General features: G+C 45.4%; 14 protein-coding genes. 5 read left to right on the forward strand and 9 right to left on the reverse strand.

Annotation, left to right across the window (positions count from 1 at the left end):
• Positions 1-13: 13 nt before the first annotated feature.
• From ACFOEK_RS14190 to ACFOEK_RS14205, 4 genes are read left to right on the forward strand one after another with little or no spacing between them, the layout of a single operon-like run.
• Positions 14-448, forward strand: coding sequence for a prepilin-type N-terminal cleavage/methylation domain-containing protein (locus tag ACFOEK_RS14190; protein ID WP_386722064.1), 435 nt, complete (start codon positions 14-16; stop codon positions 446-448).
• Positions 449-457: 9 nt separating this feature from the next.
• Complete coding sequence (locus tag ACFOEK_RS14195; RefSeq protein ID WP_386722066.1) at positions 458-1144, forward strand: hypothetical protein; 687 nt, start codon at positions 458-460, stop codon at positions 1142-1144.
• Positions 1145-1181: 37 nt separating this feature from the next.
• Positions 1182-1622: a hypothetical protein gene (locus ACFOEK_RS14200; protein WP_386722068.1), complete on the forward strand. Its 441-nt coding sequence runs from the start codon at positions 1182-1184 to the stop codon at positions 1620-1622.
• The gene (locus ACFOEK_RS14205) at positions 1607-2041 is read left to right on the forward strand and encodes a type IV pilin protein (protein ID WP_386722070.1); all 435 of its coding nucleotides are present in this window, start codon (positions 1607-1609) and stop codon (positions 2039-2041) included. The genes ACFOEK_RS14200 and ACFOEK_RS14205 overlap by 16 nt, the downstream gene beginning before the upstream one ends.
• A gap of 19 nt (positions 2042-2060) precedes the next feature.
• On the opposite strand, the gene ACFOEK_RS14210 is transcribed toward ACFOEK_RS14205, so the two are convergent.
• The 3 genes from ACFOEK_RS14210 to ACFOEK_RS14220 all read right to left on the reverse strand — a co-directional run bounded on the left by ACFOEK_RS14210 (position 2061) and on the right by ACFOEK_RS14220 (position 5757).
• The gene (locus ACFOEK_RS14210; protein ID WP_386722072.1) at positions 2061-2636 is read right to left on the reverse strand and encodes a GspH/FimT family pseudopilin; all 576 of its coding nucleotides are present in this window, start codon (positions 2634-2636) and stop codon (positions 2061-2063) included.
• 159 nt (positions 2637-2795) lie between these two features.
• On the reverse strand, positions 2796-4169 hold the full coding sequence (locus ACFOEK_RS14215) for a sigma-54-dependent transcriptional regulator (protein ID WP_386722074.1): 1374 nt from the start codon (positions 4167-4169) through the stop codon (positions 2796-2798).
• Position 4170: 1 nt separating this feature from the next.
• A complete protein-coding gene (locus tag ACFOEK_RS14220; RefSeq protein ID WP_386722076.1) occupies positions 4171-5757 on the reverse strand; it encodes a sensor histidine kinase in 1587 nt (528 codons plus the stop codon).
• 159 nt (positions 5758-5916) lie between these two features.
• Here ACFOEK_RS14220 and ACFOEK_RS14225 point away from each other — a divergent pair, with 159 nt between their 5' ends.
• The gene (locus tag ACFOEK_RS14225) at positions 5917-7548 is read left to right on the forward strand and encodes an NAD+ synthase (protein ID WP_386722078.1); all 1632 of its coding nucleotides are present in this window, start codon (positions 5917-5919) and stop codon (positions 7546-7548) included.
• 74 nt (positions 7549-7622) lie between these two features.
• Here the strand turns inward: ACFOEK_RS14225 and ACFOEK_RS14230 are convergent, their stop codons facing one another.
• The 6 genes from ACFOEK_RS14230 to folK all read right to left on the reverse strand — a co-directional run bounded on the left by ACFOEK_RS14230 (position 7623) and on the right by folK (position 13505).
• The gene (locus tag ACFOEK_RS14230; protein WP_449280224.1) at positions 7623-8468 is read right to left on the reverse strand and encodes a 3-hydroxybutyryl-CoA dehydrogenase; all 846 of its coding nucleotides are present in this window, start codon (positions 8466-8468) and stop codon (positions 7623-7625) included.
• 115 nt (positions 8469-8583) lie between these two features.
• Positions 8584-10254: a glucose-6-phosphate isomerase gene (pgi, locus tag ACFOEK_RS14235; protein ID WP_386722080.1), complete on the reverse strand. Its 1671-nt coding sequence runs from the start codon at positions 10252-10254 to the stop codon at positions 8584-8586.
• 174 nt (positions 10255-10428) lie between these two features.
• Positions 10429-10809 (reverse strand): aspartate 1-decarboxylase, encoded by a 381-nt coding sequence (panD, locus tag ACFOEK_RS14240; protein WP_386722082.1) that lies wholly within the window; start codon positions 10807-10809, stop codon positions 10429-10431.
• Positions 10810-11063: 254 nt separating this feature from the next.
• Complete coding sequence (gene panC, locus ACFOEK_RS14245) at positions 11064-11939, reverse strand: pantoate--beta-alanine ligase (RefSeq protein WP_386722084.1); 876 nt, start codon at positions 11937-11939, stop codon at positions 11064-11066.
• Between the two features lie 136 nt (positions 11940-12075).
• On the reverse strand, positions 12076-12867 hold the full coding sequence (gene panB, locus ACFOEK_RS14250; protein WP_386722086.1) for a 3-methyl-2-oxobutanoate hydroxymethyltransferase: 792 nt from the start codon (positions 12865-12867) through the stop codon (positions 12076-12078).
• 140 nt (positions 12868-13007) lie between these two features.
• Complete coding sequence (folK, locus tag ACFOEK_RS14255; protein ID WP_386722088.1) at positions 13008-13505, reverse strand: 2-amino-4-hydroxy-6-hydroxymethyldihydropteridine diphosphokinase; 498 nt, start codon at positions 13503-13505, stop codon at positions 13008-13010.
• Between the last annotated feature and the right edge of the window lie 39 nt (positions 13506-13544).

The following is a 13544-nucleotide window of genomic DNA, read 5'->3' on the forward strand; positions in this document are numbered from 1 at the left end:
AAGGATGTGATCGATGTTACGAAAGGGCGGATTTACTCTCATTGAGCTTATGATTTCGCTGTTGTTGATCTCAATAACCTTATTGGGATCTGCGAGATTGCAATTAGTAGCTCAGCAGCAGATAGAGCGGGCTTATTATACTGGCCAAGCGTTAGCTCTTATTGAAGAAGCTTCGCGTCGTGTCTCGCTAAACTATAAGCAGCGTAGTTTTTACCTTGTAAGCGACTTATCGCTTGTTCAGGAAATTAACTGTAATCCCTGTTCTCCTAGTGATCTTGTTCAGCTTGATCTGACTCACTTATCTCAAAACCTTCAAATGTTGTTTCCATCAGGAAAGGCTCGAATTCATCGCTGTAACAGTAATTTATGTATGTCTGTTGCATGGCTTGGAGAGAGTTTTGAGCGGTGTGATCAAGTACTTACCTGTATAGATCGGCAGATTCTTTGAGGTTCAGTGATGAAGTATATGGGATTTTCTTTGGTTGAGATGATGGTTGTGTTGCTGTTAGCGACGTTGTTGTCCTTAAGTTGTTCTGAGTGGTTTTTATCTATATCACGGCTATACAAAGCACAACAGTTACTCATTGAAAGCCAAGAAGTTGGGCGTTTTAGTTTGGCCTATCTGAATAAATCCTTAGCCAAAGCAGGTGCTGGGTTAGATACATCGGAGGCTGTTCTTAAGTTTCAAGAAAGTGGTGTGTCAGTTCAATATCAAGCTGACTTACCTACTTTGGGTGTATCTCTAAATTGCTTGGGAAACCGAGCTAAAGGAAATGTTGTCGAGGATACGTTTTTGGTTGATGACTACGACTACGGTGGAAAGGAACTCAAGTGTATGTCGTCAGGAAGAGGAGACTGGCTTACGGAAGGAATTGAGTATATCCAGTATGAAGTCGCAGTTGATCAGGGAAGCTACATTAATGAACGCTTTATTCTAGGAGAGTTTGATGGCATTCCAGATGCCTATGTTTCTGAAGATGAGTTTGATGAGGCAGTAATGCGGCCAGTTGCTTTAAGGGTGTTCCTTGCTACCTATCGTCCTACAAAGTTAAATCCACAACACCTTAAATATTGGAAGCAGGAGGCTTCAAGTGAACAGATTAAAACGGACTTCACTACGCTGGTGCTATTACCCAATACATAATGCTCAATCAGGAATGGCATTGATTTGGGTGCTCTTCTTGTTACTTATTATATCGTCCTCTTCTCTTGCTTTGGCAAAGCACGGTTATGCTCAATTAAATCTTGTGTCTTATTACGATGAATATTTTCAGGAATCGAGAGAGTTGCGAAGCTTAGAGCGCAGTATCGTGGAATTTCTGCAAGGGCAGTTAGGAGAAAGTGGTGGCTGTCTGGTCGCGTCGTTTGAGATGCAGCTATGTGAATCTTTGTCCTCTGAAGTAAGTAATTGGAAGGTGTATGGCCGTAAGGTTACGGATGTAGAACATGCTTCATTTGGTGTGGCTCTAGGTGCAGAAGGGAAAGACATTACTGTATTTGAGATTAGAGATGAACGTGGTGTTAGCTCTCAACAAAGCCTGGTTTACCAGGTGAGTAAGACAGTGGTTTCAGAGAGTAGTGAGATTCAGGTGGAGCGAAAACTGTTGTGGACAAGCATCTAGCGAAGCGAGGGTTTACCTTAATTGAGTTGCTGGTTGTGGTCTGTATTATCAGCATTCTATTGCTTGTAGCCATTCCTAGTTATCAAACGTTTATTCAGTCTGAACATCGGTCATTAGCGCAACAATCTTTAATGGCTTGTGCGGCGGATATTGTTGAGCAAAAAATTAAGTCTGGGAGCTTGGCGAGTTTATTGGCTCAATATGAGGGAGAGAAGTTATCGGGGTTATGCCTGGTGCGTGTTCCCGAATCCGGTAGTCAGCATTATCTGATTAATATTGCACAGTTTGATGGCGAGGCTGAGTTTTTGTTGCAAGCCTCTCCAGTATCTTCATTGGCTAAAGAAGATGGAATATTAACCTTGTCTAATTATGGGGCTGGGTGTCGTACTACCGGCAACGATCATTGTTTACCATGGTAAAAAAGTAGGCTTCCAGTCTCTATGCTGCTTTATTGGTGCAGCTGACCGGATGTCCTTGGCTACCGTCAACAACGCCGTCTTGATTCCAATCTTTAGCTAATCGCGCTTTGCCTCTGCGATTAATGATGATTTGGCGTGCCAAGTGAGAATCGCCGTTCTTTGGGCAGATGGTATAGCGGCCATTTTGATTGTTGGTGAGCCCACCTGGAGTCATTTGTAGATAGCGATGGCTGCCAAACCAGGATTCAGACTTAATGTAACCCTGCAGGTTTAACGTTTCTAAACGAATCAACTCTTCATCCGTATCCAGTTGACGATTCTTGTCGAAATCTTTGAAAATCATCAATGCTCCTTGCCAATCATTGGAGCAAGTTTGGTGATCTTTAGTCGGGCAAAGGGTGATTGTGCTGTTGGTTTCTATGGCGGTATAGCGAGTAAAGTTAATAGCGTCCATTAAGGTAGAGACGGCGGTTTCAACGTTGTGCTTATGTTTCCATTGGTAAAAGGATGGCATGGCCAGATAGGCGGTAATGGCCATGATGGCAATGACTACTGTTAGCTCAATTAGAGAGAAACCACTAAACGTTCTTTTCATTACAACCCAATACTCTGTTTGTTCTTATTTTAATTATGGTTCGGGGCCATTATTTTAATGAGTACTGGTTCCTGTTTTCATATTAATAAGCGTATGTTTTTGAAACAGAATGTAAATGCGTAACGTGTGTGAACTAACGTCTAGTAGAATCTCCTGAGCTTATTCCATATTGAGCTTTTTAAGCTTATAACGAAGCGCTCGGAAGGTAATGCCTAAACGTTTTGCCGCCGCCGTTTTATTCCAGCGCGTCTCTTCCAGTGCCTGTTGAATGGCTTTCTTCTCTATGTTCTCTAGATAGTGATCCAGGGATTCAATCTCAGCAATATCCACTTCTGTATCTTCTCGAGTTGTAGACGCTTTTATAGTTGGAAGTTGTAGATCATCAACGCATATTACATCGTCTTCACACAGGGTGTAGGCGCGTTCGAGAATATTCTGAAGCTCTCGAATGTTGCCAGGGAAGGGATAGTCCAATAATGCTGACATGGCTGACGGTTCAAGTGCTATCTGCTCCATTTGCCATTCAGAAGCGATCTTGTCCAGCATGTAAGAAGCTAATAATTCGATGTCCTCTGGACGCTCTCGTAACGAGGGCACATTAAGAGTAATGACATTGATTCTATAGAAGAGGTCTTGGCGGAATCGTCCTTCATCGACTTCCAGACTTAAATCTTTGTGAGTGGCGCTTAGAATGCGTACATCAATGGATACTTCTTTTTGTTCACCAACAGGGCGTACGGATTTTTCTTGCAGAGCACGCAGTAACTTAACTTGCATTGCTAATGGTAGGTCGGCGACTTCATCAAGAAAGAGAGTGCCACCACTAGCCGCCTGGAAAAAACCTTCCTTGTTTTCTGTTGCTCCGGTAAATGCCCCTTTTTTGTGGCCGAAGAACTCACTTTCCATCAATTCACTGGGAATCGCGCCACAGTTTACTGCGATAAACGGGCCTTCAGCGCGAGGGCCTAAATCATGGATTAGTCGTGCAGCAAGCTCTTTACCACTGCCTGATTCGCCGTGAATATAGACCGGTGCTTGACTGCGTGCCAGTTTAGCGACTTGCTTGCGCAATAATTGAACGGCTTTGGATTCCCCAAGAATCTTGGATGCTGTATTGGATGAGGGCTGTTGATTGGCGCTTTCCGGCCCTTTTAAAGTAGATTCTGGTGTCGGTAATTTGAACGCAGACTGAACCAAGTCTCGCAGATGTTGCAAATCAATGGGTTTAGACACAAAGTCAAAGGCCCCGGCTTTTAAGGCTGTAATGGCGGTTTCCATGCTGCCATAGGCCGTGATGACTGCCACTGGCGTATCTGGGTAGTTCTTTTGAATGTGCGCCACTAAATCAATGCCATTGCCATCAGGAAGATTCATATCGGTTAAGCACAAATCAAATTTCTGCGTTTCCAGAAAGTGCTTAGCTTGGGTAATATTTTCGGCAAGCTTGGCATCTGCACCCATGCGCATAAGTGTGATGTCCAAAAGTTCACGAATATCGGGTTCGTCATCAATAATTAAAACATGCTGGTTCATACTAAATAATCTTGTCTGGGTGCGCGAAAGTGATTCTAAACTGGCTGCCTTTCTCAGGGTGCTTACTGTAGTCTAGGTTGGCTTGATTGAGCTCGCACAGTTCTTTGGAGATAAACAGCCCTAGGCCTGTTCCGGCTGAATCGGTCGTGTAAAAAGGTTCGAACACTTTGTCCGGTTCAGATTCTGAGATGCCTTGCCCATTATCAATGACATCAAGGTATGGCAACCCGGTTTTGTCGTCGATGTCTGTTCGCAGCTCCACTGTTGCCTTGCCTGTGTTGTATTTGCTGTATCTTAACCCATTTGTAATCAAATTAGTGACAACTTGCTCAAGCTGGCTATCCACAAATTGCGCTGTAATCTCTTCTTTTAAATCCAGAGTAATGTCACTTTCCATATTGCTTTGAGTAATGGTTTCAACCAGATTGGGCAGCCAGAGAGAGAGTTCAATTCGATCTGTACTCGCCACTTTTTGTCTGGACAATTGCAAGACGTTTTCAATGATTCGATTAACTCGCAGGCAATGATTTTGGATGATACTAGCCAGCTTGCTATCTGCTGTGTCCAGGTTATGGGATTCTTGCAGAAGTTGTGAAGCATGACTGATTGCGCCGAGAGGATTGCGAATTTCATGTGCAATACTGGCGGTGAGGCGACCCAGCGATGCCAGCTTGAGTTGTTGTGCTTCGCGTTTGAGTTTTGAAGCATCTTCGAGAAAGATGAGAATCTCATCCGATGTGGCTGTGAGTCGGGCGAAGCTGCATCGTACTTCGGCATGGCCGCCAATGGATGAGAAGGTGGCGAATTGATGCTGTAAGCCTGACTTCCAGTCTGAAAGATATTGTCGAATAAGCGGTGGCAGAGATTTGAAGTCGGTATGAGGGGCTTCTTGGGTGTTGTCCACCGGCATCAAAGCCTTAGCTGCCTCGTTGACTAAGTGCACTCGTCCGTTTTCTGAACACACAATAATACCGGTGCGCATGCGCTGGATAATCATCTTATTGAGGTGTTCGAGGTTGATGATTTCGCGTGCTTGTTCTTTGGCAAGCAGTTCGCCTTCATCGATTCGCTTGGTGATGTTTTGTATTAAAATCGATGTGCCGAAATACATTAACCCTTGTAAGCCTGCTCGGACATAGCCACTGGATGCTGTGTTGTGTTCCAGCTGAAGGTAAAACTCCATGTAGAGCGTGCCTATGGTTGCAATGGCTGCCAGTAAGGCGCCGAAGCGGCCGGTAGTGATGATGTTGCCACAGGCGACTGCAATGATAATGAGGTTGCCGAGGCCGCTGTGAATACCGCCAGCGGCGTACATAAGTACAGTTAAGAAGGCGATATCTATAGAGATGGTGATGATGATGTGGCCGATACGAACTTGCCGTAATACCATCAAAACAGCGGTCAAAATCAAAGCGACAAATAAGTAGCTGTAACTGACGGTCTGATAGAGTTTGAAGGTTTGAAGTATCTCTGCTTGAGTTCCTAATACCGCACTCATTGCCAATGCTAAGCTGAGAGACAGCAGTAGTCGGTAATAGTTATAGACTTCAATCAGGCGACGATTCGGGAGCCAAAGACCTTGTGGCATGAAGTTTCAACATCCTTTGTGCTTGGGGTTTTTATACCAGCGTGTTCATTTGCAAGTATTAAACGAGATTATCATACACAGCACACTTTGTACTTTGATAAATGGTATAAGATTTAAGACAATACGCACCAGCACAAAAACTTAACCTAAGGAATGTTCATGGCAAGATTATCCGTAGTAATGGCACAAGTTAACCCTCTGGTGGGTGATATTGAGGGAAATACACAGCTGGTGTTGGATAACGTTGAACATGCCCGATCGGAATATAACGCCGAGCTGGTGTTGTTTCCTGAACTTGTTCTGACAGGGTATCCCCCCGAAGATTTATTGTTGCGTCCGAGCCTTGAAAAACGAATCAATAGTGCTTTGGAGCGCCTTAAACAAGAGCTTCCCAAAGACATCTATGTGGTATTAGGTTTGCCTCTGACTGAAGCCAGTAAGCTTTATAACTCCGCAGTGGTACTGTTCGCAGGGGCGGAATTGGCTCGATATCACAAGCAGAAGTTGCCTAATTTTCAGGTGTTTGATGAGAAACGGTATTTTTCTGAAGGCCACAAAAAAGCAACCATTCTTGATATTGAAGGCATCAGCTTTGGCATCACCATTTGTGAAGATGTCTGGCACGACGGCCCGGTGGCGGATGCCGTGGATGCCGGTGCGCAGTGCATTCTCAATCTAAACGCTTCGCCTTTCCACATGAACAAACTGGAAGAACGCCATGAATTGATTGAAGAGCACTGTCGTAAGCATCAAATAAGCCTGCTCTATGTGAATCAGGTGGGTGGTCAGGATGAGCTGATTTTTGATGGCGCGTCGATGGCTGTGGATGCCGATGGCAATCGCGTAGTGTTGGCCCCTCAATATCAGGAAAGCTTGATTCCTTTAACCTTGGACGCAGAGCACGACACAGTTCAGATCTCAGGCCAAGTGGTTGATCAACTGACTCATCACGAGTCTGTTTATCAAGCCCTAGTGACGGGCGTGCGTGACTATGTCAATAAGAACCGTTTTAAAGGTGTGGTACTTGGCCTGTCGGGTGGGATTGATTCGGCTTTGACGTTGGCAGTAGCCGTGGATGCCTTGGGGCCTGAGCGTGTCGAAGCGGTGATGATGCCCTATAAATACACCTCTCAAATGAGCTTGCAGGATGCGGAAGAAGAAGCCAACGCATTAGGTGTTCGTTATAAGGTGATTCCAATTGAGTCGTCGTTTAATGCCTTTATGTCGATGTTGGAAGACGAATTTGAAGGCACGCAACGAGATACCACGGAAGAGAATTTGCAGGCTCGTTGTCGTGGTGTTTTGCTAATGGCGATTTCAAATAAGAAGGGCTATTTAGTTCTAACCACCGGCAATAAATCTGAAATGGCGGTGGGATATTCCACCTTGTATGGCGATATGGCGGGGGGCTTCGACGTCTTGAAAGATGTGCCGAAGACATTGGTGTATGAACTAAGCCGTTATCGTAATACGGTTTCTGAAGTGATACCTGATCGTGTTATTACGCGTCCGCCTTCTGCAGAGTTAGCGCCGGATCAAAAAGACGAAGATTCGTTGCCACCATACGATGTGTTGGATGAAATCCTGAGATTGTATGTGGAAGAAGACGTGAGCGCTGACGACATTGTTGCGAAAGGCTTCACTAAAGAAGACGTATATCGTGTTGCGCGTTTGGTTGATCTCAATGAATACAAGCGCCGTCAGGCACCTATCGGCATTCGAATTACTCAACGTGGCTTTGGTAAGGATCGTCGTTATCCGATTACTTCAGGATGGCGTATTGGGGAATAATGAATCAGAACGAAAAAGACCAGCATAAATGCTGGTCTTTTTCGTTACAGGTTAGTTACAGGGTAGACGCACGACTAGCTGTAGTCGTAAAACCCTTTACCAGTCTTACGGCCCAACCAGCCGCCACGAACGTATTTTCTCAACAGTGGGTGTGGTCGATACTTACTGTCGCCAAATTCATCTTGTAGAACTTCCATGATAGCTAAGCAAACATCCAAACCAATCAGATCGGCCAGAGCTAATGGCCCCATCGGGTGGTTGGCGCCCAACTTCATCGCGGCATCGATGTCCTCAGCGGACGCAACACCTTCGGCAAGAATCGCAATGCCTTCGTTGATCATAGGAATTAGAATGCGGTTTACCACGAAACCTGGGGCTTCAGCCACTTCTACCGGTGTCTTAGCAATGTCTTCGGTAATGGCTTTTACTTTGTTAAAAGTGTCGTCAGAAGTGGTAATGCCTCGAATGATTTCAACCAGTTTCATAATCGGTGCTGGATTGAAGAAGTGCATCCCGATAACTTTGTCCGGGCGATTAGTGGCCGCAGCGACTTCGGTGATGGACAGTGATGAAGTATTGGTTGCAAAAATAGTCTTTTCGCTGCAGATCGCGTCAAGTTCGGCGAAGATCTGTTTTTTAATGTTCATGTTTTCCACAGCCGCTTCGACAATAAGATCGCAATCGGCTGCGTCTTGGATGTCTGTACTGCCGGTTAGATTAGAGAAAATAGCATCAGACTGATCTTGGGATAACTTTTCCTTGGCCACTAAGCGCGCTAGGTTCTTTTGAATGCCTGCAAGCCCACGGTCAATGAACTCTTGTTGAATATCACGTAAAACGACCTGGAAGCCTTTACTTGCAAACGCTTGAGCAATGCCTGCTCCCATCGTACCTGCACCGATAACGCATACTTTTGACATCTTGATCTCTCTTGTTGAGTTAAGTGATGAAGTGGAAAGTGCGCGGAGAGTAGCAGGAGTGCTCTCAGGGAGCAAGACTGCACCCTGAGAAGGTGTGTTTATGACTGGATTGGTGCTATATGCGGTTGTTAATTTGCTTAAATAGGTCGATCAGGTTCTTGGTCGAGCTATCCTGACCATTGGTTTCCTTCGCGCCGGTGATGATCTCGTAGATGTGTTCGCCGAGCTCTTTTCCTAGTTCTACACCCCACTGATCGAAGGAGTTGATGCTCCAAATCACCCCTTGGACAAACACTTTATGTTCATACATCGCAATCAAGGCACCGATGGTTTTTGGCGTCGCTTTCTCAAAGAGCATGGTGTTTGATGGTCTGTTGCCCGGAATAACTTTGTGTGGCGCCAATTCTTCGATTTGTTCATCCGTTCTGCCTTGAGCCTTTAGTTCGGCTTTGGCTTCGTCCAGCGTTTTGCCCTGCATTAATGCCTGGCTTTGGCTGAGGCAATTTGAAAGCAAGAGCGCATGATGATCGCCAATGTGGTTATGTGTTCTTAGCGGCATGATAAAGTCCGCCGGTAAGAAATGGGTTCCCTGATGAAGCAGCTGGTGGTAGGCGTGTTGCCCGTTCGCACCGGCGCCGCCCCAGATGATTGGGCCGGTTGACCACTCAACTGGTTCGCCTTTGTGGGTTACAGTCTTGCCGTTACTTTCCATATCCAGTTGCTGAATGTGAGCAGGAAGGGCTCTTAGGTAATGGTCGTAAGGCAAGATGGCGTGTGAGTCGGCATTAAAAAAGTTGGAATACCAAACGCCGAGTAAGCCTAAAATGGCTGGAATGTTCTCTGTGATGGGCGCTGTACGGAAATGTTCATCCATTTCATGAGCGCCGGCCAGCAAGTTCTTAAAGTTTTCAATGCCGATGGTCAGTGCAATCGGAAGACCGATGGTTGACCAAAGTGAATAACGACCGCCCACCCAATCCCACATCGGGAAAATATTCTCTTCACGAATACCGAAGTTATAGGCTTTTTGCGTGTTGGCGGTAATCGCTACAAAGTGTTTATGTACGTCTTCTTCCTCGCCCCCATTGCGTAAAAACCAAGCCTTAGCGGACTTGGCGTTCATGATGGTTTCTTGGGTGCCAAAGGATTTAGAAGCAATGATAAAAAGCGTCGTTTCAGGTGATAGATGCTTAAGTTCTTCGGTGATATGCGTGCCGTCGATATTGGCTACGTAGTGAAGGTTAATACCCGCTTTCCAGTAGGGTTTGAGGGCTGCAGAAACCACTTTAGGGCCCAGATACGAACCGCCAATGCCAAGATGCACAACATCGGTGAAACGTTTATTGGTGTAGCCTCGCCATTGCGCACTGTGAATGGACCAAACAAAGCGCTCCATTTGGTTTAAAGCGGCTTTGACTTCCGGCATGACATTTTCACCATCCACTTCAAACGCCGTGGAAGATTGATTTCGTAGGGCTACATGCAGTGCTGGTCGTTCTTCTGAATTATTAATCTTTTCGCCATTGAACATGGCGGTGATTGCTTCCGGTAAGCCCGCTTCGTTAGCCAGTTCGGATAGTAGTTCAATGGTTTCGTCGGTGATGAGGTTTTTTGAGTAGTCGAGGTAAATTCCCGCCGCTTGTTTAAAGAAGCGTTTGGCTCTGTCAGGGTCTTTCGCAAACTCATCTCTTAAATGAATTTGTTTCAGCTTGGTTTGGTGATCCTTTAACTTATCCCAAATAGGCAGGCTGTTTGGGTAATGTGACGTATAAGGAAGTTCTGACATGACAATTATCCTTGAAATCAATAGCGGGTTCGATCCTGTTTGAACGACACTAACTGCAAATGGAGAGATAGACTTACTTTATTCGATGGGGAAGGGAGATGCAAAAAGAAGGCCTAGGGAATCTCTGAATAAGTCCCCCTAGGCCTTCTTTTAGAAATGTACTGTCAGTCGTTATTACGCGACTTGTACCGGAATAGCATTAGCGCTGTGGCTAACTTCGTTGCCTTCCATCAAGTACACCATTTTAGGCTTATGGTTGGCTAACTCTGCATCAGAATAGTTGCCGTAAGCACAAATGATGACGCGATCGCCTGGAGACGCTTTATGTGCTGCGGCACCATTCATAGAGATAATGCCTGAGCCTGCTTCACCTCGGATAATGTAAGTGGTGAAACGCTCACCATTATCCAAGTTATAAATCTGAATTTGCTCGTATTCTCTTAGACCAGTCATATCAAGTAAGTTCGCGTCAATCGCGCACGATCCTTCATATTCCAATACGGCATGAGTAACTCGTGCCTGATGCAGTTTTGCTTTCAGCATTATGGATTGCATGGATAAATCCCCTCTACTGGATATCAATGATCACTTTCAAATGCCTTGGAAGCGATCGCTACTTGATAACATCAAGTCGTTTATGTGCGTACACTCGCACGGAGCCTGAATAGCGAGCGCGAAGTATGCCCGAAAGCGTTTGAGTGATCAATCAATGCTCATTCATATTACTAAGGTGTGAGTTTGATTGTCGGCTTCGGGCAAGAATGTCGAGTTATTCCTAAGCTTATTCAGATATTACTTACATGTGTTACTTAGGATTTGGAGTCTTGGTCTGTGCTCAAAGACACGACCATATTGTCGATCAAGCGGGCTTTACCAAGATAAGCAGCAGCTAAGATGACTAACTCTTGATCGGATCTCAGTGCAGGCTCTAGGGTTTTTGCATTACAGATGTCAAAGTAATCCGGTTTGAAGCCTGCCTGTTCAAGTGCATGATTAGCTCGGGATTGAATGCCTTTGAAATCTGCTTGGCTGGCAATGATGGCTTCTCTGGCTTCAACCAAGGCCTTGTACAATGCTGGTGCCGTGTCACGTTCTTCTTGAGTCAGATATCCATTTCTTGAGCTAAGTGCTAAGCCATCTTGAGCTCGGGCGGTGTCCGCGCCAATCACCTTGACTGGAAGGCATAGATCTTCAACCATTTTTTCAATGACCATCAATTGTTGATAGTCCTTACGGCCAAAAATCGCAAAGTCCGGTTGTACGATGTTAAGTAGTTTACAAACGATCGTAGCTACGCCTCGGAAGTGGCCAGGACGGCTGGCGCCACAATAGACATCGGAGATGTTCGGAACTTCAACTACGGTGTGGTTTTCCTGACCAACAGGGTAGATCTCTTCCACACGCGGGCGGAATAAGTAATCGACACTGCCTGTGGCAAGTAATTGTGCTTCGTCTTCTTCTGGCGTTCGAGGGTAAGACTCTAAGTCTTCGTTAGCGCCAAATTGCAAAGGATTAACAAAGATACTGGCAACAACACAATCGCCTTTTTCAGCGGCTTTATGAATTAGGCTAATATGACCTTCGTGAAGATTACCCATGGTCGGTACAAAACTAATGCGCTCTTTATCAAAGCGACGCATGTGAAGTTCTTTACGAAGTTCTTGAATACTGTGAATGATTTTCATAATGGAGTTTCTTAGTTAATCAATCGAGGGATTCTAATTCTTTGGTGGCTAAGCTTAGGACGGTTCAGCTAAAAGCAGAATCCAAAATAATCACAAGGCAGCGAGAGGCTGCCTTGTGTGTTTTTTATCGAATTGGTTATTTAAAGGTATGTTCTTCCGAAGGGAAGGCGCCCGATTTTACATCCTGGATGTAGTTTTCAATCGCCGCCTGAATACTGTTATTACCTTCCAGGAAGTTTTTAACAAACTTAGGTCTATGGCCTGTGGTTGCGCCTAACATGTCATGGATAACCAATACTTGGCCATCGGTTTTATTGCCTGCGCCAATGCCGATGACAGGAATATCAACGGCTTGTGTAATCTTCTCGGCTAAATCGCAAGGAACACATTCAAGTAGAATAATGTCGGCACCGGCTTCTGCCAATGCAACTGCGTCGGTAACCATTTTATCCGCTTGTTGATCCTGACGGCCTTGCACTTTATAACCGCCCATCTTGTTTACGGTTTGTGGTGTTAAGCCTAAATGCAAACAGGTTGGGATACCGCGTTCACTCAGTAATCGAGTAGTTTCAACCAGCCAGTCGCCACCTTCCAGTTTTACCATGTGGGCGCCGGACTGCATCAAGACGGCTGCTGTTTCCATAGCTTGCTCTGGTGTCGCGTAGGACATGAATGGCATATCAGCCATTAACAGGGCGCCTTGGTTGCCGTTAGCAACGCATTGAGTGTGGTATGCCATATCTTCAACGGTAACGGGTAAGGTACTGTCATTACCTTGGAGTACCATGCCTAATGAGTCGCCAATAAGAATGACTTCAACTCCGGCACTGCTCACCAATTGAGCAAAGGTAGCATCGTAAGAGGTTAAGCACGTGAATTTGTCACCGGCTTGTTTTATCTCTTTAAGAGTATTGACTGTTACTGCCATGGTTTTTGACCCAGCTGTTTAAGAAGTGCGCATGTTATCACACAGAAAAAGATAGTTAAGTGCTAAAAACGGCTTTTTGTGTATTTATGTTGCTCTTCTGATTTGGGTTAAAGCGTCGTCAGATTTCGCTGGTACAGAGATTACGGCAGAAATACGTGGGGTATTTTGTGGATGGCATTGTCCGGACATTCGGCCAGTAATTCAGAAAGAGAGCTGCCGTCGGGGAGTACTAGATTGGGTGATAAGTCACTTAATGGAATAAGGACAAAGTTACGTACTTTCATCTGGCAGTGCGGCACGATCAGGCGTTCAGTATTAATAACTTCCTGATTGAATAGCAATATATCCAAATCCAGCGTTCTGGCGCCCCAGCGAATAGTGCGAACACGCCCGTGTTCTTGTTCCACTGCTTGCAGTAAGTCCAGTAATTCGATGGCAGATAAAGAAGTGGTTAGCTTCGCCACTGCGTTTACATAGTCTGGTTGGTCTTGTGGGCCTACCGGAGTGGTGTTGTAAACGTGAGAAAAATGAATCTCTTGAATATCTGGGTGATTGTGCAGGGCTTGGCTTGCGGATTTCAGTTGCTCTAATGGGGATTCTAGATTGCTCCCCATACCGATATAGGCAATGTTAGTCATTCCAGAATCCTTTACTGCAATTAGATCAAATACTTATGA

The sequence above is a fragment of the Litoribrevibacter euphylliae genome (assembly GCF_042646085.1).
Classification (GTDB): domain Bacteria; phylum Pseudomonadota; class Gammaproteobacteria; order Pseudomonadales; family Litoribrevibacteraceae; genus Litoribrevibacter; species Litoribrevibacter euphylliae.